11 protein-coding genes and 9 pseudogenes are annotated in these 22,061 nt (G+C 69.0%); 15 read left to right on the top strand and 5 right to left on the bottom strand.

The features are described 5' to 3' along the window. Position 1 precedes the first annotated feature (1 nt). From FRZ33_RS14460 to FRZ33_RS14450, 3 genes and pseudogenes are all read left to right on the top strand, one after another. A pseudogene (locus FRZ33_RS14460) lies at positions 2 to 486 on the top strand (YqgE/AlgH family protein). After that, the gene (gene ruvX / locus FRZ33_RS14455; protein ID WP_146910458.1) at positions 483 to 950 is read left to right on the top strand and encodes a Holliday junction resolvase RuvX; all 468 of its coding nucleotides are present in this window, start codon (positions 483 to 485) and stop codon (positions 948 to 950) included. The pseudogene FRZ33_RS14460 and the gene ruvX overlap by 4 nt, the downstream one beginning before the upstream one ends. Then, the gene (locus tag FRZ33_RS14450) at positions 947 to 1,894 is read left to right on the top strand and encodes an aspartate carbamoyltransferase catalytic subunit (protein WP_146910457.1); all 948 of its coding nucleotides are present in this window, start codon (positions 947 to 949) and stop codon (positions 1,892 to 1,894) included. The genes ruvX and FRZ33_RS14450 overlap by 4 nt, the downstream gene beginning before the upstream one ends. Before the next feature lie 9 nt (positions 1,895 to 1,903). On the opposite strand, the gene FRZ33_RS14445 is transcribed toward FRZ33_RS14450, so the two are convergent. Further along, positions 1,904 to 2,782, bottom strand: a complete 879-nt coding sequence (locus FRZ33_RS14445; protein ID WP_146910456.1) for an energy transducer TonB — start codon at positions 2,780 to 2,782, stop codon at positions 1,904 to 1,906. A 1-nt stretch (position 2,783) separates the two neighbouring features. Next, positions 2,784 to 3,740: a glutathione synthase gene (gene gshB / locus FRZ33_RS14440; RefSeq protein WP_146910665.1), complete on the bottom strand. Its 957-nt coding sequence runs from the start codon at positions 3,738 to 3,740 to the stop codon at positions 2,784 to 2,786. 186 nt (positions 3,741 to 3,926) lie between these two features. On the opposite strand from gshB, the gene pilG reads away from it, so the two are divergent. The 7 genes and pseudogenes from pilG to FRZ33_RS17880 all read left to right on the top strand — a co-directional run. Continuing rightward, positions 3,927 to 4,316 (top strand): twitching motility response regulator PilG, encoded by a 390-nt coding sequence (gene pilG / locus FRZ33_RS14435; protein WP_194163161.1) that lies wholly within the window; start codon positions 3,927 to 3,929, stop codon positions 4,314 to 4,316. A gap of 7 nt (positions 4,317 to 4,323) precedes the next feature. Continuing rightward, a pseudogene (locus FRZ33_RS14430) lies at positions 4,324 to 4,889 on the top strand (chemotaxis protein CheW). 56 nt (positions 4,890 to 4,945) lie between these two features. Continuing rightward, a pseudogene (locus tag FRZ33_RS16560) lies at positions 4,946 to 6,992 on the top strand (methyl-accepting chemotaxis protein). Between the two features lie 79 nt (positions 6,993 to 7,071). After that, a pseudogene (locus tag FRZ33_RS15315) lies at positions 7,072 to 10,119 on the top strand (Hpt domain-containing protein); the annotation flags it as partial. Positions 10,120 to 10,778: 659 nt separating this feature from the next. After that, positions 10,779 to 13,656, top strand: a pseudogene (locus FRZ33_RS14395) (response regulator); the annotation flags it as partial. Continuing rightward, the gene (locus FRZ33_RS14390) at positions 13,649 to 15,349 is read left to right on the top strand and encodes a chemotaxis protein CheB (protein WP_146910453.1); all 1,701 of its coding nucleotides are present in this window, start codon (positions 13,649 to 13,651) and stop codon (positions 15,347 to 15,349) included. The pseudogene FRZ33_RS14395 and the gene FRZ33_RS14390, both read left to right, overlap by 8 nt. Before the next feature lie 23 nt (positions 15,350 to 15,372). Further along, a pseudogene (locus FRZ33_RS17880) lies at positions 15,373 to 15,612 on the top strand (chemotaxis protein CheW); the annotation flags it as partial. A gap of 459 nt (positions 15,613 to 16,071) precedes the next feature. Here FRZ33_RS17880 and FRZ33_RS14380 read toward each other — a convergent pair. Together FRZ33_RS14380 and bioA are read right to left on the bottom strand one after the other, a co-directional pair. Continuing rightward, a complete protein-coding gene (locus FRZ33_RS14380) occupies positions 16,072 to 16,806 on the bottom strand; it encodes a 16S rRNA (uracil(1498)-N(3))-methyltransferase (protein ID WP_146910452.1) in 735 nt (244 codons plus the stop codon). Then, positions 16,803 to 18,179 (bottom strand): annotated as a pseudogene (gene bioA / locus FRZ33_RS14375) (adenosylmethionine--8-amino-7-oxononanoate transaminase). The gene FRZ33_RS14380 and the pseudogene bioA overlap by 4 nt, the downstream one beginning before the upstream one ends. 121 nt (positions 18,180 to 18,300) lie before the next feature. Between bioA and nudE the strand changes: the two are divergent. The 4 genes and pseudogenes from nudE to FRZ33_RS14355 all read left to right on the top strand — a co-directional run bounded on the left by nudE (position 18,301) and on the right by FRZ33_RS14355 (position 20,806). Next, positions 18,301 to 18,843, top strand: a complete 543-nt coding sequence (gene nudE, locus FRZ33_RS14370; protein WP_146910451.1) for an ADP compounds hydrolase NudE — start codon at positions 18,301 to 18,303, stop codon at positions 18,841 to 18,843. Beyond that, positions 18,837 to 19,640, top strand: coding sequence for a 3'(2'),5'-bisphosphate nucleotidase CysQ (gene cysQ / locus FRZ33_RS14365; protein ID WP_146910450.1), 804 nt, complete (start codon positions 18,837 to 18,839; stop codon positions 19,638 to 19,640). Before nudE ends, cysQ begins: the two co-directional genes overlap by 7 nt. Continuing rightward, positions 19,633 to 20,445, top strand: a complete 813-nt coding sequence (gene mazG / locus FRZ33_RS14360; RefSeq protein ID WP_146910449.1) for a nucleoside triphosphate pyrophosphohydrolase — start codon at positions 19,633 to 19,635, stop codon at positions 20,443 to 20,445. Before cysQ ends, mazG begins: the two co-directional genes overlap by 8 nt. 56 nt (positions 20,446 to 20,501) lie before the next feature. After that, positions 20,502 to 20,806 (top strand): annotated as a pseudogene (locus FRZ33_RS14355) (Mpo1-like protein). Positions 20,807 to 20,815: 9 nt separating this feature from the next. Here the strand turns inward: FRZ33_RS14355 and FRZ33_RS14350 are convergent. Next, positions 20,816 to 21,160 (bottom strand): DMT family protein, encoded by a 345-nt coding sequence (locus FRZ33_RS14350; protein ID WP_146910448.1) that lies wholly within the window; start codon positions 21,158 to 21,160, stop codon positions 20,816 to 20,818. A 191-nt stretch (positions 21,161 to 21,351) separates the two neighbouring features. Here FRZ33_RS14350 and FRZ33_RS14345 point away from each other — a divergent pair. Next, positions 21,352 to 22,060: pseudogene (locus FRZ33_RS14345) on the top strand (response regulator transcription factor). Position 22,061: the final 1 nt, after the last annotated feature.

Genomic DNA, 22,061 nt, shown 5'->3' with positions numbered 1-22,061 from the left:
GGTGACCCTGATCTGCCAGCACGATGCCGATGGCGCCATGGGCATCGTCATCAACCGCGCCGCCGACTACACCTGGGCGAACTGCTGGCGCAGATGGAACTGGCGCCCGGTTCCGACGAACTTTCCAGCCGGCCCCTTGTCGCTGGCGGTCCGGTACAGCCAGACCGCGGTTTCGTGCTGCACGACGATCCACGCGAATGGGGTTCGACCCTGCGTTTCGGCCGCGGCCTGGCCGTCACCACCTCGCGCGACATCCTGGCCGCCATGGCGGGTGGCGACGGCCCCGGCAATGTCCTGGTCGCCCTGGGTTATGCGGGCTGGACCGCGGGCCAGCTGGAAGCCGAACTGGTCGAAAACAGCTGGCTGACGGTGCCGGCCGACCACGGGATCCTTTTCCATTCGCCGCTGGACCAGCGCTGGCAGGCGGCCGCGCGCTCCGCCGGCGTGGACCTGGCGCGCCTGGCCGGTTACGCCGGGCACTCATGAACAACCCGACCACCCTGCTGGGCTTCGATGTCGGCGCACGCCGCATCGGCGTCGCCGTGGGCAATACCGTCTCCCAGAGTGCACGCGAAGTCGGCGTGCTGGACGTGCATGCGTCCGGGCCGGACTGGCCGCAGCTGGACCGCTGGGTACGCGAATGGCGACCCGATGGCCTGGTGGTCGGCGACCCGGCCACGCTGGACGGCGGCGACCAGCCGATCCGCCAGCGCGCCCGGGGGTTTGCCCGGGAGCTGGCCAAACGGTATGCGCTGCCGGTGCAGCAGGTGGACGAACGCCGCAGCTCGATCGAGGCCGCCCAGCGGTTCGCCGCCGCACGCGCCGCCGGTGCCCGCAAGCGGCATCAGGCCTCGCAGCTGGATGCGCTGGCCGCCGTGGTCATCCTCGAACGCTGGTTGTCCGAACCCGATTCCCGCCTATCCCTCGACGCCGAACCCGCCCGCCCATGACCGACCTGCAGTTCCACCCCGACGGCCGCCTGCGCCACCTGCTGACGCTGGAAAACCTTCCGGCGGCCACGCTCACGCAATTGCTGGATGCCGCGCAGGCGCTGCGCCCCGATGCGCTGGGTGGCACCGGCCAACGTGCGCGCCTGGCGGGCCGCACGCTGTGCACGCTGTTCTTTGAGACCTCCACCCGCACCCGCAGCAGCTTCCAGCTGGCCGCCACCCGGCTGGGCATGGACGTGCTGAATTTCGACGTCTCGACCTCGTCCACCAAGAAGGGCGAAAGCGCGCTCGACACTCTCCGGACGCTGGAAGCAATGGGCGTGGATTGTTTCGTCATCCGCCATGCCGACAACGGCGCGGTCGCGGCGCTGGCCGCGGGTGCGGCGCCCGGGACCCGCATCATCAATGCCGGCGACGGCCGCGCGGCGCACCCGACCCAGGGCCTGCTGGACATGCTGACCCTGCGCCAGCACAAGGGGCACGACTTCTCGCGACTGAAGGTGCTGATCGCCGGCGATCTGAAACACTCGCGTGTCGCGCGTTCCGACCTGCACGCGCTGCGTGCCCTGGGCTGCGGCGAGATCCGCGTCTGCGGCCCGGCCAACCTGCTGCCGGACGAGGATGTGCTGCAGGGTTGCCGGGTCTTCCACGACTTCGACCAGGCGGTGGCCGGCGTGGACGCGGCGATCATGCTGCGCCTGCAGCGCGAGCGCATGGAGGAAGGCCTGGTGCCCTCGCTGGACGGTTATTACAAGGACTACGGCCTCAGCCCGGCCCGGCTGGCGCGGGCGGCACCCGATGCGATCGTGATGCACCCCGGGCCGATGAACCGCGGCGTCGAGATCGACGGCGGCGTGGCCGATGGCCCGCAGTCGGTGATCCTGGAGCAGGTCGCCAACGGCCTGCCGGTGCGCATGGCGGTGATCGCGGCCCTGATGGGCTGATCCGGGCGCTTATTCGCTGGCGACGTTGCCGTTCTGGAACTGCCAGGTGCGGGTGATGTGCAGCACATCGATGTTTTCCTGCGTCACCGGCAGCGGCGGGAACGGTTCCGACAGCCGCACGATGCGCATCGCCGCCTGGTCCAGCACGCCCAGGCCGCTGCTGCGGTTGAGCACGATCTCCTCGATGCTGCCGTCGCGCTTCACCGCCACGGTCATCACCAGCCGGCCGCCCAAGGCGCGGCGTCGTGCTTCATCGGGGTAGTTGAGGTTGCCGACCCGCTCGACCTTGGTCACCCAGGCGCGCAGGTAGCTGGCGTATTCATATTCACGGGTGCTGGCCGAAACGAACTTGCGCTTCGGGCGTTTGGCCAGCAGCTCCTGGCGGCGTTCGATCTCGGCGGCCAGCCGGGCCATCTCCAGGTTCTGCTGCACCAGTTCGCGGCCCGGGGGCAGGGTGTTGGGGTCGGTGTCGCGCTGGTCCTCGGGCGGCGGCAGGGTCTGTTCGCTGCGGGCGGTGGTACTGAGCAGGCGCGGGGTCGGCTCGGGCTCCGGTGGCGGGGCCTGGGCGACCATGGTTTCGGGCGCCAGGCCCGGTTCGGGCTTGGGCACGGGGGCGAGCTGTTCCTCGCGTGGCCGTTCGGCCCGGTCGCTGTCGCCGCCGCCCTGGTTGTGTGCCTGGGCGATGAAGTCGGCATCCTCGGGTGGGCTGTCGCTGCGGGTCTCGGTCAGGATCACGTCCAGGGTCGGGGTGACCGGGGCCGCGGCGTCGCGGGCGAAGCCCACGCCCAGGATCAGCACCCCGAACGCGACCAGGGACAGGGCCAGGGTGGCGCTGAGCCGTTCCGCGGGGCCGATCTGGCCGGGTTGCACGGGTTGGACGGCCGCCATCTCAGCCGCGGCCGGCCCGGCGGGCCTCGATCGCGTCGAACAGCTGGCCGGCGATGTTCAGCCCGAACTGGGCGTCGAGCTCCCGCACGCAGGTCGGGCTGGTGACATTGACCTCGGTCAGCCAGTCGCCGATCACGTCCAGGCCCACGAACAGCATGCCCCGGCGCTTGAGCTCCGGCCCGACCTGGGCGGCGATCCAGCGGTCCCGGTCCGACAGCGGGCGGCCCTCGCCGCGGCCGCCGGCGGCCAGGTTGCCGCGGAACTCGTCGCCCTGGGGGATCCGGGCCAGGCAATAGGGCACCGGCTCACCGTCCACCAGCAGGATGCGCTTGTCGCCGTCGGTGATCTCCGGCAGGTAGCGCTGGGCCAGGGCCAGGTGCCGGCCGCCCTCGGTCAGGGTTTCCAGGATCACGTTCAGGTTCGGGTCGCCGGCCCGGACCCGGAAGATCGAGCGGCCACCCATGCCGTCCAGGGGCTTGAGCACCACCTCGCCATGCTCGGCCACGAAGGCCTTGAGCTCGCCGGCATCCCGGGAGACCCGGGTCGGCGGGCAGCACTGCGGGAAGAGCAGGGCGCCCAGCTTCTCGTTCAGGTCGCGCAGTCCCCGGGGGTCATTGACCACCAGCACGCCCTCGGCCTGGGCCAGCGTAAGGATATGAGTGTCGTGCAGGTAATCCGCGTCCACCGGCGGGTCGGTGCGCATCAGCACCACGTCCATTTCGGCCAGTGGGCGGGTACGCACCGGGCCCAGGCTGTACCAGTCGGCCGGATCGTCGCGGACCTCGGCCTCGGCCAGGCGGGCCATCGGACGCGAACCATCCAGCGACAGGCCACCCGGCAGCACGTAGTGCAGCCGGTGCCCGCGGCGCCGGGCCTCGAGCATCATCGCGAAGCTAGTATCCTTGCCGATCTTGATATTGCCGATCGGATCCATCACCACGGCCACGTCGAGTGCCATCGGCGCCTGCATCTCCGTCATCCCGGGCGCCTAGCCTAGCAGGGCCTCCGGTGGATCGTGCGGGCGGTCACACCGGAACCGGGACGTGCTTGACACATTTGGGCGCGGCTGGGATATAAGCTAGCAATCTGCGGGCTCCGGGATGGAGTCCGCGCTGCCAGGGACAGCTTTGCAATGGGGAGTGAGATGGACGAAAACCACCTGGCCGGCTTGCGGGTCATGGTCATTGACGACTCCAAGACGATCCGCCGGACCGCCGAGACCCTCCTGAAGAAGGAAGGCTGCGATGTGGTGACCGCGACCGACGGGTTCGAGGCGCTCGCCAAGATCGCCGACCACCAGCCGCAGATCGTCTTCGTCGACATCATGATGCCGCGCCTCGATGGCTACCAGACCTGCGCGCTGATCAAGAACAACCAGATGTTCAAGTCCACGCCGGTCATCATGCTGTCCTCCAAGGACGGCCTGTTCGACAAGGCGCGCGGCCGCATCGTCGGTTCCGAGCAGTACCTGACCAAGCCCTTCACGCGCGATGAGCTGCTGTCGGCCATCCGCAAGTTCGTCCCGGGCGGCTGAGCACGACATGGCCAAGTCCTCGCACTCGTCACAGCAGAACAAGCGGCCTGGTCCGTTCGCGACCCTGCTCGACTACGAGGAGCGTTCGCTCGCCCATGTCGCAGGCCGTCCCGAGATGGTCGAGGCCCCGGGCCACTGGCGCGGCGTGGGCTTCCGCCTGGGCCAGCGCCGCCTGGTGTCGTCCTTCGACGAAGTGGTCGAGATCCTGCCGCTGCCGCCGGTGACACCGGTGCCCGGCGCGCACGCCTGGATGCTGGGCGTGGCCAACGTGCGCGGCAGCCTGCTGCCGGTGGTCGACCTCAAGCAGTTCCTCGAAGGCGAGCGCACCGTGGTGCACGAGGGCCAGCGTTGCCTGGTCGTGCGCCAGTCCGGCGGCAACGTCGCGGTGATCATCGACGAGCTGTTCGGCCAGCGCACCTTCAACGACTCCCACCGGACCGAACTGGCCGGTGAGAACGACGGCCGCTACGGCCACTTCGTCGGCCAGGCCTACCGCCTGTCCGAGCAGACCTGGGGCGTGTTCAACATGTCCCTGCTGACACGCACTCCGAATTCCGCCAGGCCACCGCATAAGTGGCCCTTGTACGTACTTCAAATGTTGGTCTTTAAACAGGGGTTGAGGTCCAGTCATGAGCACTAATCCGCGCTCGTTCACCGACAAGCTAACCAATTTCGGCCTGGGCTTCTGGGCGTTGATCCTCATCATCTCGTTGCTGGTGTTCGGCGCCAACTTCATCTACGCGGGCTACCTGAACAACCAGGAAAACAACGCGCGAGGCCTGACCGCCGACCTGCAGGTGCTTTCGCAGCAGCTTGCGAAGTACACCCAGGAAGCGGTGGACGGCAACGCCGACGCCTTCACCGAGTTCAAGGCCACCAAGTCGCGCATCGACTCGATCGTGGGCGCCCTGCGCAGCGGCAGCGAGGCAGAGGGCGTCAAGGGCTACGAGGGCGATGCCAACGCCATGGGCGTCAGCAGCGCGCTGGGCAAGGTGACCGAGACCTGGACCCCGATGGCCGCCGCGGCCGAGCGAATCACCCAGTCCGAGGAGGAGGTGCTCAACCTCTCCGACACCGCGGCGCAGTTCACCGCCCGCGTGCCCCGGCTCTCGTTCCAGCTCGACGAAGTGGTGCGCGCCCTGTCCGACGCCAACGCCCCGCCTCGCAGATCTCGATCGCCAACCGCCAGATCGTGCTCGCCGACCGCATGTCGCGCCGCGTTACGGAAATCGTCGCCGGCGGCGAGAACACCGTCTCGGCGGCCGACGCGCTCTCGCGCGACGCCACCGTGTTCGCCCAGGTGCTGCAGGGCTTCAAGGAAGGCAATGCCGAACTCGGCGTGAACCGCGTCACCACCCCGGCCGGCCTGGCCGCGCTGGAAGCGGTGGAAACCCTCTACAGCGAAGCCCAGGGCGACCTGGACACCGTGCTCGGCGCCTCCGCCGACCTGGCCGAAGTGCAGGGCGCGGCGACCCAGATCTCCGAGGACTCGAACGTGCTGCTCGAGAACAGCCAGGCGCTGTTCTCCAGCTTCGACGCCATCAACTACCAGCGCTTCTTCCCGAACAACTACTGGGCCATCGGTGGCGGTATCGGCGCCGTGGTCGGCCTGCTCGGCCTGTTGTTCACCATCTTCCGCGACCAGCGCCGCCGCCTCGGCACCACCCAGGAGCTGAACCAGCGTAACCAGGGAGGCGATTCTGCGCCTGCTGGACGAAATGGGTTCGCTCGCCGAAGGCGACCTGACCGTAAAGGCCACCGTCACCGAGGACATCACCGGCGCGATCGCCGACTCCATCAACTTCGCGGTGGAAGCGCTGCGATCCCTGGTGTCCACCATCAACGAAACCGCGGTGCAGGTCGCCGCCGCCGCCCAGGAAACGCAGGCCACCGCGATGCACCTGGCGGAAGCCGCCGAACACCAGGCGCAGCAGATCACCAGCGCCTCGGCGCAGATCAACGAAATCGCATCGTCCATCGACGAGGTTTCGAAGAACTCCGCCGAATCGGCCGACGTGGCGCAGCGCTCCGTGCAGATCGCCGCCAAGGGCGCCGAAGTGGTGCGCCAGACGATCCAGGGCATGGACAACATCCGTGACCAGATCCAGGAGACCTCGAAGCGAATCAAGCGACTGGGCGAAAGCTCCCAGGAAAATCGGTTCCATCGTTGAGCTCATCAACGACATCTCCGAACAGACGAACATCCTGGCGCTGAACGCCGCCATCCAGGCGGCCTCCGCCGGTGAAGCCGGTCGAGGCTTCGCGGTGGTGGCCGACGAAGTGCAGCGACTCGCGGAACGCGCCTCGAACGCGACCAAGCGAATCGAGGCCCTGGTGCAGACCATTCAGTCCGATACCAACGAAGCCGTCAGCTCGATGGAACAGACCACCGCGGAAGTGGTGGCCGGTGCCCGACTGGCCGAGGACGCGGGCCTGGCCCTGGGCGAGATCGAAAAGGTGTCCAACGACCTCGCGGACCTCATCCAGAACATCTCCCAGGCGGCACGCCAGCAGTCCACCGCGGCGACCAACATCACGGCCACCATGAGCGTGATTCAGGAGATCACCACGCAGACGTCGCAGGGTGCGAACCAGACGGCGGAGTCGATCGGAAACCTCGCCCAGTTGGCCGCCGACCTGCGCCGTTCGGTCGCGGACTTCAAGCTGCCGGGCTGATGCCCGGTTCCGGCTTGCCCCTGGCATCACTCCGGTGCGGACGTCCCTCCCGGCGTCCACACACTGACAGGACCTCGGCATGAGGCTGCACGAAAACATCGATTTCACCACGCTCACCTGGGTCAAGCCCGAGCTCGACGAGACCTTGCGCCAGGCGCGCCAGGCGCTCGAAGCCTATGTCGAGGACGGCGAGGAGCCGGGTCAGCTGAAGGCCTGCGCGAACTACCTGCACCAGGTGCAGGGCACGCTGCGCATGGTCGAGCTCTACGGCGCCGCCATGGTGGCCGAGGAAATGGAACAGCTGGCCAAGGCCCTGGTCGAGGGCACGGTGGCCGAACGCGAGACCGGTTATGCGGCGCTGATGCGCGGCATCGTGCAGCTGCCCGATTATCTCGAGCGCCTGCAGAGCGGCCATCGCGACATTCCGATCGTACTGCTGCCCCTGCTCAACGAACTGCGCGAACCGCGCGGCGAGAAGGGCTTGTCCGAATCCGTGCTGTTCTCGCCCGACCTGTCGCGGCCGCTGCCGATGTCCGCGGCCGGCCCGGCCGCGCCGCTGCAGCCCGACGAACTCAAGCGCCGCGCCGAAACCATGCGCAACCTGTTCCAGGGCGCCCTGCTGCGCTGGCTCAAGGACGACAACAGCGCCGCCACCATCCGCGACCTCACCGACGTCTGCGAACAATTGGTGCCGATCACCGACGCCGAGCATGCGCGCCGCCTGTTCTGGGTCGCCGCCGGCACGCTCGACGCGCTGGCCAAGAACGCCTTCGAAGCCAGCAAGCCGCTCAAGCAGGCGCTGGCCAAGGTCGAGCGCGAGATCAAGCGCCTGGCCGAAGGTGGCGACGCCGCCTTCCGCAGCGACCCGCCGCTGGAGCTGACCCGCCAGCTGCTTTATTTCGTGGCGCATGCGCCGACCGACCACGGCCGCATCGGCGAGATCCGCCAGGTGTTCGGCCTGGGCGAGTACCTGCCCAGCGAGTCCGAACTCGCGCACGCCCGCGGCAGCCTGAGCGGGCGCAACCGCGCGCTGCTGGCCACCGTCGCCGGTGCGATCAAGGAAGACCTGCTGCGCGTCAAGGACGCACTGGACCTGCACCTGCGCACGCCGGACGCGCCGGCCGCCGGCCTCAACGACCAGGTGGAAGCACTGGACCGCGTCGCCGACACGCTGGGCATGCTCGGCCTGGGCGTGCCGCGCCGGGTCGTGCAGGACCAGCGCACCGCCATCCACGCCATCGTCAGTGGCGAACGCACGGCCGACGAGTCGGCCCTGCTCGACATCGCCGGCGCCCTGCTTTACGTCGAAGCCTCGCTGGACGACCAGGTGGCCCGACTCGGCGAGGCCGATTCCGGCGCCGATGCCCCGCCGGTCGACGAGACCGCATTGCCCAGCAGCGAGGCCCGCAAGGTGCTCGAGGTGCTGGTGAAGGAAGCGATCGCCAACTTCGCGCAGGCCCGGCAGTGTTTCGTCGCCTTCGTCGAGACCCACTGGGACCACGCCCAGCTGGCCGATGTGCCGCGACTGCTGGAGGAAGTTTCCGGTGCGCTGCGCATCCTGGAGATCGAGGACGCGCCACAGTACCTGGCCGCCGTGCGCCGCTTCACCGAGAGCGAACTGCTGCGCCGCCACCGCGTGCCCAATGGCCAGCAGATGGATCGCCTGGCCGATGCACTGGCGGGCCTCGAGTACTACCTCGAAGCCCTGCGCGACCGCCGCCCGAAACGCGAACAGATCCTCGACATCGCCCGCCAGAATCTCGAGGCGCTTGGTTATTGGCCGCTGCCCGCCGAAGAGATGCCTGCCGCACCGGCCGCGCGTGTGCCTGCGCCGCAAGCGGCGCGCCCTGAGCCGACTCCTGAGCCGAAGGACGAACCCGGGCTGCCCGAAGCCATCATCGAAGCCCCGGTCGAACTGACCACGGCCTTTGAACTCCCGGTCGACCTGCCGCCCATCCCGGAGCTGGAACAGGAACCCATCGTCGAACCCGACGGCGCGGTTGCGGCAGCGCCGGAGCAGGTGCCCGTGTCCGGGCCGGAACCGGTGGTGGTCGAACCGCCGCAGCCCGTGGCCGCAGCGCCGGCACCCGCAGGCGGCCTGCCGCCCATCCCGGGTTTCGATGGCAGCAGCGACGAGATCGACGACGAGATCCGCGAAGTCTTCCTGGAGGAATTCCAGGAGGAAATCGGCAACCTCGAGCAACTGCTGCCGACCTGGCGCAAGAAGCCGGACAACATGGAACAGCTGCGCCCGATCCGGCGCGTATTCCACACGCTCAAGGGCAGCGGTCGCCTGGTGGGTGCCAAGACCCTGGGCGAGTTCAGCTGGAAGGTCGAGAGCATGCTCAACCGCGTGCTCGACGGCACCCGCCCGGCCAGCCCGGCCGTGGTGTCGCTGATCGAACACGCGTTCAACACCCTGCCGCTGCTGCGCGCCGCACTGCAGAACGAAACCGTGCACGCCGACCTGGAAGGCATCCAGCAGTTGGCGGACCGGGTTGCGGCCGGTGAAGAAGCCTTCTACCAGCCGGTCCCGATGGCGGCGGCACCGGCCGCGGCGCCGGCGCCTGCGGCGGTCGTGGCCGCCCCGGTGGCCGACATCGCAGCGGCAGCTCCTGCTCCGATGTCCGTCGTGGAAGCCGAGCCCGAAGAGATCGCGCCCGAAGTCGAAGCTGAAGCCGAGGCGGAAGCCGGCGACTTCGCCATCGACCCGGTGCTGTTCGAGATCCTCAAGCCTGAAGTCGCGGGGCATCTGGAAACCGTCGACGCCTGGCTGGCCGCCTGTGCGGCCGGCGGCCCGCAGCCGGTGACCGACCCGCTGCTGCGTGCCGTGCATACGATGAACGGCGCGTTCGCGATGACCGAGGTCACGGCCTTGACCGATGTCACCGCGCCGCTGGAAGGCTTCATGAAGCGTTCGCTGGCCAGCCAGCAGACGCCGGGCCCGGAGGGTGTCGCCGTCGTGTCCGATGCCGCCACCGCGATCCGCGAGGTGGTTGCCGCGCTGGAACGTCCGCGCCCGACGCTGCCGAACTACGCCGAGCTGGCGCAGCGCGTCGCGACCCTGCGCGACGGCCTGCCCGAGGCATCGCTGCCGAGCATGCCGCTGCATCCGGAAGAGCCGGAAGGCGTCATGCCGACGGCCGTGCCGATGGAGGCGCCGGACCTGTCCGGGCTGCCGGAGTTCACCTACGACGACACCCCCTCGGGCCTGGAGGAAACCTTCCAGGGCGACGACCAGGAAACGATTTCCTGGACGCCTTCCTCGACGTGCCCGTTGCTGCCGAATCCGGTGCGCCCGCACTGTCGATCACGGAATTCGAGTCCGAGGATCCGGGCCTGGGCCTTTCCCTGGATGAAATCGCCGCGGCGGAAGCCGCGCTGGCAGGCGCTGCCGCCGCCGAAGCTGCCGCCGCCGAAGCTGCTGCTGAAGCCGCTGCTGTCGAAGCTGCTGCTGCCGAAGCTGCTGCTGCTGAAGCCGCTGCCGCCGAAGCTGCTGCTGCCGAAGCTGCTGCTGAAGCCGCTGCCGCCGAAGCTGCTGCTGCCGAAGCTGCTGCTGCCGAAGCTGCTGCTGCCGAAGCTGCTGCTGCCGAAGCTGCTGCTGCCGAAGCTGCTGCTGCCGAAGCTGCCGCCGCCGAAGCTGCTGCCGCCGAAGCTGCTGCCGCCGAAGCTGCTGCCGCCGAAGCTGCTGCCGCCGAAGCTGCTGCCGCCGAAGCTGCCGCCGCCGAAGCTGCCGCCGCCGAAGCCGCCGCTGCCGAAGCTGCCGCCGCCGAAGCTGCCGCCGCCGAAGCTGCCGCCGCCGAAGCTGCCGCCGCCGAAGCTGCCGCCGCCGAAGCTGCCGCCGCCGAAGCTGCCGCCGCCGAAGCTGCCGCCGCCGAAGCTGCCGCCGCCGAAGCTGCCGCCGCCGAAGCCGCTGCCGCCGAAGCCGCTGCCGCCGAAGCCGCCGCTGCCGAAGCCGCCGCTGCCGAAGCCGCCGCCGCAAACGAGATTTATGGCATGAGCCTGGACGAGCTCGAGGCGGCCACGTCGCCCGAAGTCCCGGCCGGGCTCCCGGTGGAAACCCTCGATGTCGAATCGATCGAAGTCGAATCGATCGAGATCCAGGACATCGAAGTCGAGGAAGTCCAGGCCGAAGCCGCCGAGCCCGAAGAAGCCGCCGTCGAGGAAGCCTTCTCCGCGGTCGCCAACCAGGTGCCGCTGGCGCTGGATCCGACGACCCGGACGCCGAGCTCGACACCAGCGACATCGACGTAGACCTGCTCGACATCTTCCTTAAGAGTCGGGCGACCTGCTCGACCATTCCGACGGCCTGCTGGCCGAACTGCGCGAGCGCACCAACGACCGCGAACTCGTGGTCGGTCTCCAGCGCGACCTGCACACGCTCAAGGGCGGCGCCCGCATGGCCGGCATCTATGCCGTCGGCGAGCTGGGCCACGCCATGGAGTCGCTGCTCGAAGTCGTGGCAGAAGGCCGTCGCGAGCTCGACCAGACCGGCGTGGTGGTGCTTGAGCGCGCCTTCGACCGCCTGCACGGCATGGTCACGCGTGTCGGCGAACGCAAGGCCATTGTGCTGCCGGCCAACCTGATCGGCCAGATCGACGCCCTGGCCAAGGGCCGTCCGCTGGAAGCCGGCGAAGCCGCTGCGCCTGCCGTTGCCGAGACCCGTCCCGCCATCACCGAAACCGCACTCGACCGCAAGGCCGCCGCCGCCGAGGAAGCCGCCGTCACGCGGCCCACGCTGGCGCCGCGTACCGGCATCGCCAACGAGATGGCGCCGCTGTCGGCCCCGATCGAAGGCATCGGCGAAGAGGAAGACATCGGTGGCGTGCGCGCGCCGCAGGAACAGGTGCGCATCCGCGCCGACCTGCTCGACCGCCTGGTCAACTACGCCGGCGAGGTGGCCATCTACCGCGCCCGCCTGGAACAGCAGCTCGGTGCCTTCCGCGCCAACCTCGGCGAACTCGGCCAGACCACCACGCGACTGCGCGAGCAGCTGCGCAAGCTCGACATCGAGACCGAAGCGCAGATCATCGCGCGCTACCAGCGCGAGGGCGATACCGGCGACGAGACCTTCGATCCGCTGGAACTCGACCGCTTCACCACCCAGCAGCAGCTGTCGCGTTCGCTGTCGGAGTCCGCGGCCGACCTGGTCAGCCTGCAGGGCTCGCTGGACGACCTGACCCGCCAGTACGAAACCCTGCTGCTGCAGCAGTCGCGCGTGAGCTCGGACCTGCAGGAAGGCCTGATGCGCACGCGCATGGTGCCCTTCGATGCGCTGGTGCCGCGCCTGCGCCGCGTGCTGCGCCAGTCCGGCAGCGAAACCGGCAAGCAGGTCAACCTGAAGGTCGATGGCGCCAGCGGCGAAATGGACCGCAACGTGCTCGACCGCATGACCGCGCCGCTGGAGCACATGCTCCGCAACGCCGTCGCGCACGGCCTGGAGACACCCGCCGACCGCAGGAAGGCGAAGAAGCCGGAAGAGGGCAACGTCCGGGTCCAGGTGCAACGCGAAGGTTCCGAAGTCGTGCTCAAGGTCAGCGACGACGGCCGCGGCCTGGACAAGGAAGCGATCCGCAAGAAGGCGATCGAGCGCGGTCTGCTCAAGGCCGACGCCGAAGTCTCCGACCAGTCGTTGTACGGTTTCATCCTCGAGACCGGTTTCTCCACCGCCGCTTCGGTCAGCCGCCTGGCCGGCCGCGGTGTCGGCATGGACGTGGTGTACAGCGAAATCCGCCAGCTCGGCGGCTCGCTCAGTATCGAATCGGAAGTCGGCAAGGGCAGCACCTTCACCATCCGCCTGCCGTTCACCCTGGCGGTGACGCAGGCGGTGTTCGTCAAGATCGGTGACACCAGCTTCGCGGTGCCGATCGCCTCGGTGCAGGGCGTGGGCCGCATGGGCCGTGCCGACCTCGACAAGCAGCTGGCCACCGACAACCCCAGCTTCACCTACGCCGGTGAGTCCTACGCCATCCACGACCTGGGTCGCCTGATCGGCCACGCCCCGGCCAAGGCGCAGGACAGTCTGCAGATGCCGCTGCTGCTCGCCCGCTCGGGTGACCTGCGCGCCGCCATCTGCATCGACCAGGTGCTGGGCAGCAAGGAAATCGTGGTCAAGCCGGTGGGTCCGCAGGTCAACTCGATCCCGGGCATCTTCGGCGCCACCATCATGGGTGACGGCCGCGTCGTCGTGATCCTGGACGTCGCGCCGCTGGTGCGCCGCCAGGCCAGCATCGACCGCAGCCTGGAACTGGTGCCGGCCGCGCCGGCGCCGGCCGCACGCCGCATCCCGGCGGTGATGGTGGTGGACGACTCGATCACCATGCGCAAGGTCACCGGCCGCGTGCTGGAACGCCACAACATGGAAGTGCTGACGGCGAAGGACGGCGTGGATGCGATCGAGAAGATGGCCGAACGCGTGCCCGACCTGATGCTGCTCGACATCGAGATGCCGCGCATGGATGGCTACGAACTGGCGCAGAACATGAAGTCGGATCCGCGCCTGAAGGACGTGCCGATCATCATGATCACCTCGCGTACCGGCGAGAAGCACCGCCAGCGCGCCTTCGACATCGGCGTCAACCGCTACCTGGGCAAGCCGTACCAGGAAGTGGAGCTGATGCGGAACGTGTTCGAGATGCTGGGCATGGAGCCGGTCAATGCTTGACTCGCCGGTCCGCGTCGCCCTGCTGGCCCGTCCCGGTGACGCGCGCGACCAACTCCGCCGGGCACTGGCGGAGCTGGGCGCGCAGCTGGTCGCCGAAGGCGATCCGGCCGAGCTCGACCCCGGTACCGTCGCCGGCGAAAAACCCTCGGTCGTGCTGGTAAGCCTGGAGCCCGCGCTGGAAGACTCGCTGTCGCGTTTCGACGATCTGTTGGCCGCGCCCGGCGTCGAAGTGATGTACGACGACGCCGAGGTGACCCGCCAGCTCGATGGTTGGGACCTGGCCCGCTGGGCCCGCCACCTGGCCGCCAAACTGGTGGGCAGTGACCTGCTGCCGCCGCCGCCCGGTGGCGCCGACCACCTGCCGGAGATCGAACTGGCGCTCGAACCCGGCGCGCCGCCGACGCCTGCGCAGGAAATGGCCAACGAAAAACTCGAGGATTACGCCGCCGAGTCGCTGGACCTGTCCGAATGGGTACCCAGCACGCCGTCGCTGGCCGCCGTGGACGTCGCCCCGGACTCGCCGCTCGAAGACAGCGGGTTGGATGTCGGTGACGCCGAGCTCGATCTCGACCTGGGCGACCTGGAGCAGGCCATGGGCCGCGTGAATGCCGAGGTGCAGACCACGCCGCGCCACGACGCCAGCGGCGAAGACCTGAAATTCGACCCGACGAATCTCGACATCGATCTCTCGGCCCTGCCCGAAGAGGGTGCGCCGCTCACGGTCGCGGAAGAATCCGACCTGCTCAGCCTCGATGACGAGGAACCGTTGCTCGCCGACGTCCAGTTGGCGGACGGCCCGGTGAATTTTTCTTCCTTCAGCGAAGACGACGTGGCGCTGGCCGAGGGCATGGATGACGATGTCGCCGCCCTGGCCGCGCAGTTGGATGCCTTCGAGGCCAACGACCAGCGCCAGGCGCCGAAGGAGCCGGATTTCTCCGCCTCGTTCCAGAAGCCGGAAACCGACCTGGCCGACCTGGCCGAGCCAGCCGCGCCGGCCGCGCCGGCGCCCCGCAGCAGCGGCTTCGGCTCCCTCGAACTGATGCCGATGGACGCCGAAATCGCTGCTGGCAGCACGGCCGAATCCGAGTTGCCGCCACCGCTCGCGCCGGCCTCCGGTCGTGCGCCGGGCCTCAGTCTCGCGGATGCCGAAAGCGCGCACGCGGCGGTGATCACCAGTGGCGCCCTGCTGGTCTTCGCCGGCCTGGGCGGCCCGGATGCCGTGCGCCAGCTGCTGTCGGCGCTGCCGCCGACGCTGCCGGTGCCGGTGCTGCTGTACCAGCATCTGGACACGGGCAAACACGACCGCCTGGTCGGCCAGCTGGCCAAGGCCAGCAAGCTGCCGCTGGACCTGGCGGTCGAAGGCAAGCTCGTCTATCCCGGTCGTGTCGCCGTGCTGCCGCCGGGTGTCGGCATCCAGTACGCCGACAAGAATTTCACTTTCACCCGCGCCGATGACCTGTCGTCCCTGGTCGCGGCCCTGCCGGTGTCCGACAGCGTGGTCCTGATGCTCAGCGGCGCCGCGCCCTCGGTCCTGCCCGCGGTGCTGGCCCTGCAGTCGGCCGGCGGACGCGTGCTGGCGCAGACACCGGGCTCGTGCTTCGACGCCACCGCGGCCGAGGCCGTGCTGGCGGCGGGTGCGGAAGCCGCCGACCCGCCCGACCTGGCCCGGCTCATCATCGAACGCTGGTCCTGAGCCCCTCCGGAGTGCACCGAGTCATGAATTCCCAGCGCGACATCCGCGGCGTCCTGATCACCGTCACCAACGGCCGCCTGCTGCTGCCCAACGCCAGCGTGGCCGAGGTCATCACCTACTCCGAACCCGAAGCGGTCGAGAACGCTCCCGACTGGCTGCTCGGACGCGTGCGCTGGCGCGGCTGGCGCCTGCCGCTGCTGTCGTTCTCGCGCCTGGCGGGCTGGTCGCAGGAAGACGGCCACCTGGGCGCCAAGGTCGCGGTGCTCAAGGCGCTCGGCGGCAACAGCAAGCTGCCGTTCTTCGCGGTCCTGTCGCAGGGCTTCCCGCGCCTGGTGACGGTGTCCACCACCACCCTGGTCGAATCGCACGAGATCAAGGAACTGCCGCTGGGCGTGCATTCGCGCGTCACGCTCAACGACGATCCGGCGGCAGTGCCCGATCTGCTCAGCCTCGAGCTGATGATCCAAAAGCGCTGGATCAGGCGGCGTGATCTCAATGCATTCGCATTGAAATCCCCACGATCCGCTGCGCGCGTATCGCGGGCCCCGACTCATTACTACCAATCCCCGCGCCTTCGGCGCGCCCCTTACCAAGGGGGAGTAGTTCCCGGGCATTCGCCCAGGAACTCCCACGATCCGCTACGCGAATCGTGGGCCCCGACTCATTACTACCAATCCCCGCGCCTTCGGCGCGCCCTTACCAAGGGGGCTTCCTCTTGTGCGTCAGCCGAGGTCGCCGTAGATGGATTGCAGGGCGGCGATGGCGGCGAGGCCGGCGGTTTCGGTGCGCAGGATGCGGGGGCCCAGGCGCAGGCCGACGAAACCGGCGGCGCGCAGGGTGGCGAGGTCGCGTTCCGACAGGCCGCCTTCCGGTCCCACCGCCAAAGCCACGGATTGCCCCTGTTTCAATGGAAGGTCGGGCAGGCGGTGCTGGCCCTGCGGGTCCAGCACCAGGCGCAGGTCGGCGGTTTCGCCGGCGGCATAGGTGGCCAGGGACACCGGTTCGGCCAGCGTCGGCAGCCGCGCGCGACCGCTCTGGCCGCAGGCGGCGGCCAGCACGCCGCGCCAGTGCGCGATGCGTTTGCCCGCGCGTTCCGCGTCCAGCTTCACTTCGGTGCGTTCGGTCACCACCGGCGCGAACGCCGTCACGCCCAGTTCGGTCGCCTTCTGCAGCACCAGGTCCATCTTCTCGCCGCGGGCGATGCCCTGGGCCAGGGTGATGTGCAGCGGCGATTCGTTGCCGGCGTCCTGGCGTGAATGCACTTCGGCCTCGGCGCCGCGTTTGGCCGCAGACAGCAGGCGGGCGCCATAGTCGTGGCCGTCGCCGTTGAACAGCACCACCTCGTCGCCCGGCGCCAGCCGCAGCACGCGCAGCAGGTGCGTGCTGGCGTCCTCGGGCAGGGCGATCACCTGGCCGGTTGCCAGCGGCTGGTCCACGAAGCAGCGGATGATCCTCATGGGCGGCAGGCCTCCTCGATCGCCGAGGCTGTGACTGCCGCCAGATGCGCGAGTTCCGCTTCGCCCACGCAGTAGGGCGGCATCCAGTACAGCACGTCGCCCAGCGGGCGCAGCAGCACGCCCTGGTCAGTGCATGCCGGTAGGCGCGCAGGCCGCGGCGGTCGCTGGCGGGGAAGGGCTGGCGCGTGCGCCGGTCCGCCACCAGTTCGAAGGCCAGGATCATTCCGGTCTGCCGTACTTCGGCCACGTTGGGGTGTGCGGCCAGCGGTGTCGCCAGCGTCGCCATGCGCGCCGCCGTGCCGCGGTTGCGCGCCAGCACGTCGTCACTGTCGAAGATGGCCAGCGACGCCAGCGCCGCGGCGCAACCGAGCGGGTTGCCGGTGTAGCTGTGCGAGTGCAGGAAGGCGCGCTCGCGCGAATCGTCCAGGAAGGCCTCGTACACCGCGCGCGTGGTCAGCACCGCCGACATCGGCAGGAAGCCGCCGGTCAGGCCCTTGGACAGGCAGAGGAAATCCGGCGAGATGGCGGCCTGCTCGCAGGCGAACAGGGTGCCCGTGCGGCCGAAGCCAACGGCGATCTCATCTGCGATCAGGTGCGCACCGTGCGCGTCGCAGATCTCGCGGGCGCGGCGCAGGTAGGCAGGATGGAACATGCGCATGCCGCCGGCGCACTGCACCAGCGGCTCGAGGATCAGGGCGCAGACCTGGCCCTCGTTTGCCGCGAACACGGCTTCCAGTTGCCCGGCACGGCGCAGGGCGCAGGCCTCGGCGCTTTCGCCGGGCTCGGCCTCGTAGGCGTCGGGCGAGGGCGCGAACAGCGGCTCCAGCAGCAGCGGCGCATACACGCGGCGATAAAGGGGAATGTCGCCCATCGACAGCGCGCCAAGGGGTTTCGCCGTGGTAACCGTTGCCCAGCGCGATGAAACGCGTGCGGCGGTGGTCGCCACGGTTGGCATGGCTGTGGAAGCTCATCTTCAGCGCGATCTCGACCGCCGCCGAACCGTTGTCGCCGTAGAACACGCGCTCCAGCCCGGCGGGCGCCTTCGCCACCAGGGCCTCGGCCAGTGCCAGGCCGGGCGCGTGCGAGAACCCGGCATAGATCACGTGTTCCAGTTCGCGCGCCTGGGCGCCGATGGCATCGGCGATGCGTGGCTCCGCGTGGCCGAACAGGTTGGTCCACCAGCTGCTGACCGCGTCGAGATAGCGCCGGCCGTCCACGCCCTCCAGCCAGGCGCCGCGGCCGCGGCGGATCGGCACCAGCGGCAACGTGTCCGGGTGCTCCTTCATCTGGGTGCAGGGGTGCCAGACCACGGCCAGGTCGCGGGCGCGCCAGGCCTCGGCCTCGGCTAGGCGGGCGGGGTCGGTGGATTCCATGCGCGGATGATCCGCGCCACGGCCGGCCCTGTCCACGCCGGCGCGACGGCGGGGCGGGCAGCCGCTAGAATCCGTCCATGCCCATCCCTTCCCGCCGCCCGCGCCTCGAGGCCGCCTGCTGATGCGCCCGCTTCCGATCATCCATCGGCGCGAGGAACACGGCAGCGACGGGCGGCGCGAAACCCTGGACCTGGAATTCAGCAATGGCGAACGCCGCCGCTACGAACGCCTGAAGAGCGGTGGCCACGGTTCGGTGATCATCGCCGCCTTGCCCGACCCGGACACGGTATTGCTGATCCGCGAATACGCGGCCGGCACCCATCGCTACGAACTGGGCCTGCCCAAGGGCCGCATGGACCCGGGCGAGGACGTTCTGGATGCGGCCAACCGCGAGCTGAAGGAAGAAGTCGGCTTCGGGGCCCGCAAGCTCACCCGGCTGCGCGCGATCACGCTGGCGCCGACCTACATGAGTCACGAGATCCACCTGGTGATGGCCGAAGACCTCTATCCCGAGCGCCTGCCCGGCGACGAACCGGAGGAACTCGAAGTCGTGCCCTGGCGGCTGGACGCACTGAACGAGCTGATGCTGTTGGATGACTGTTCCGAGGGTCGCTCGCTGGCCGCTCTGTTCATCGTCCGCGAAATCCTGAGGACCCGATCTTGAGCCCGTACCGCGAAACCTGCATCGAACTCGCACGCGCCGCCGGCGCCGCCATCCTGGAGGTGTATGCCCAGGATTTTTCGGTCGAGCACAAGGATGACAAGTCGCCGTTGACCCAGGCCGACCTGGCCTCGCACCGCATCATCGTCGATGGCCTGCGTGCGCTGGCGCCGGACATCCCGGTACTGAGCGAAGAAGATGCCGACATCCCCTGGGACGTGCGCCGCACCTGGCCCCGGCACTGGCTGGTGGACCCACTGGACGGCACCCGCGAGTTCGTGAAGAAGAACGGCGAGTTCACCGTCAACATCGCCCTTGTGGAAGACGGCCGGCCGGTGCTGGGCGTGGTGTACGCGCCGGTGTTCGACTACCTGCTGCATGCCGAACAGGGTGTGGGCGCCTTCCTGCGCGAAGCCGGCCGGGACATCGCCATCGTCACCCGCCAGCCGGCGACCGCGCCGCTGCGCGTGGCCGCCAGCCGCTCGCACCTGGACGAACGCACCGCTGCGGCGCTGCAGCGCATGGGCGAATGCGAACGCCACGGCCTGGGTTCGTCGCTGAAGTTCTGCCGCATCGCCGAGGGCCGCATCGACGTCTATCCGCGTTTCGGACCGACCAGCGAGTGGGATACCGCGGCCGCGCAGTGCGTGCTCGAGGCCGCCGGCGGCGCCGTGCTGCGCCTGGACGGCACGCCGCTGGACTACAACCGCAAGGAAAACATCCTCAACCCCGACTTCATCGCCCTGGGCGACACCACGCTGCCCTGGCGCGACTGGCTGGACGGCCCGCCGCATGGCTGAGATCGACGACCTGATCGCGATCATGGCGCGCCTGCGCGATCCCGAACGCGGCTGCCCCTGGGACGTGAAGCAGGACTTCGCCACCATCGCGCCCTACACGATCGAGGAAGCCTACGAAGTGGCCGACGCGATCCAGCGCGGCGACATGCCCGAACTGCGCGACGAACTCGGCGACCTGCTGCTGCAGGTGGTGTTCCATGCCCGTATGGCGGAAGAGGCCGGGCATTTCGCCTTCAAGGACGTCGCCGCGGCGATCAACGACAAGATGGTCCGCCGGCATCCGCACGTGTTCGGCGACGCCGCCGCCCAGGCTGACGCCGAGGCGCAGCTGGCGAACTGGGAAGACCTCAAGCGGCAGGAGCGTGCGGCACGCGGTGATTCCGACACCAGCGTACTGGCCGGCATCGCCCGCGGCCTGCCGGAATGGCAGCGCGCGGTGAAGCTGCAGAAGCGCGCGGCGACGGTCGGCTTCGACTGGCCCGGGCCGGCGCCGGTGATCGCCAAGCTGCACGAGGAGATCGAGGAGGTGCGGGTCGAGTTCGACGCCCTGGCCGCGGGCGATCAAACCGCGCGCGACCGGCTGGAGGACGAACTGGGCGACGTGCTGTTCGTGGTGGCCAACCTCACCCGGCATGGCAAGGTGGATTTCGGTGCGGCGCTGCGTCGCGCCAACCACAAGTTCGAACGTCGCTTCCGGCGCATGGAACAGCTGGCCGCCGCCGACGGCATCACGCTGTCCTCGCTGGGCCTGGACGCCCAGGACGCCTACTGGAACCGCGCCAAGGCCGAGGAAAAGGCCGGCTGACTTGCCCCGGTCCCGGGCTTGGCGAACAATCGGCGCAGGCGTCCCGGAGTTGCCCCATGAGCCAGGCTTTCGCGAGCTTCAGCGAGTTCTATCCCTTCTACCTGGGCGAGCACAGCAACCGCACCTGCCGCCGCCTGCATTTCGTCGGCAGCTGCATGGCGCTGGGTTTTTCGCCGCGGCCCTGGTGACGCTCAACCCGTGGTGGCTGCTGGGCGCCCTGGTCAGCGGCTACGCCTTCGCCTGGGTCGGGCACTTCTTCTTCGAGCACAACAAGCCGGCCACCTTCAAACACCCCTTCTATTCGTTCGCGGGCGACTGGGTGATGTTCAAGGACATGCTGACCGGCAAGATCAGCTTCTGATCCGGGCACTCACTCCAGGAAGATCAGGAACGCCGCGACCACGATCAGTGCGAAGCCGGCGATGTGGTTCCACTTGATCTGCTCGCCCAGGTACCAGATCGAGAAGCCGGCGAAGACCAGCAGGGTCAGGATTTGGATGCCCTTGAGCTGCGGCGCCGAATAGACCGCGTGACCCATGCGGTTGGCCGGCACCTGCAGGCAGTATTCGAAGAAGGCGATGCCCCAGCTGGCGAAGATGACGATCCAGATCGGGCTGGCCTTGTATTTCAGGTGCCCGTACCAGGCGAAGGTCATGAACACGTTCGAGGCGAGCAGCAGCAGGATCGGGGTGAGGTAGGCGCCGAAGCTCGGCATGGGTGGGGTCCTGGTGGGCCCCGGCGGCGCCGGGGATGGCGAATGCTAAAGCGCGGCGCAGCGGCCGGGCAGTACCCCGCCGCAGGCCCTCGACACGGCGGGCACACCGGCTTCACGCCCGTCTCACCTGGTCGCGGGTTTACTCTTCACAAAGATGAAGGCGCCCCCTTCAGGCCAGCGAGGAGACCCCCATGCGACGCGATGACCCGGCCGGATTGATCCTGGTGGTGGAAGACAACCGCAACCTGTCCGAGATGGTCGGCGAATACCTGGTCCAAGGGCTTCGGCGTGGACTATGCCGGCGACGGCATGGACGGCTTCCGCCTGGCCGCCGACAACAGCTATGACGTGATCGTGCTGGACCTCATGCTGCCGCGCCTGGACGGCTTGGAGGTCTGCCGCAAGCTGCGCAACGAGGCCAAGAAGTCCACCCCGGTGCTGATGTTGACCGCGCGCGACACCCTCAGCGACAAGGTCAACGGCCTGGAAGCCGGCGCCGACGACTATCTGGTCAAACCCTTCGCCATCCAGGAGCTCGAGGCCCGCGTGCGTGCCCTGATCCGCCGCGACCGCCGCCAGGTCAGCGCCGAGGTGCTGAAGGTGGCCGACCTCGTGCTCGACACCGCCAGCCTGCGCGTCACCCGCGCCGGCCAGGAGATCGCGCTGTCGCCCATCGGCCTGCGCCTGTTGACCATCCTGATGCGCGAATCGCCGCGCGTGGTCACCCGCCGCGACATCGAACGGGAGATATGGGGCGACGGCCTGCCCGACTCCGACACCCTGCGCAGCCATCTGTACAACCTGCGCAAGGCCATCGACCGACCCTTCGACCGACCCCTGCTGCACACGGTGCAGACCGCCGGCTACCGCATCGCCGACCTCGACGCGCCGCCGGCCTGAG

This window comes from Arenimonas daejeonensis (assembly GCF_007993735.1).
Lineage (GTDB): Bacteria > Pseudomonadota > Gammaproteobacteria > Xanthomonadales > Xanthomonadaceae > Arenimonas > Arenimonas daejeonensis.
Note: the sequence above shows the minus strand (reverse complement) of the source record. Positions and strands in the feature narration are given on the sequence as shown.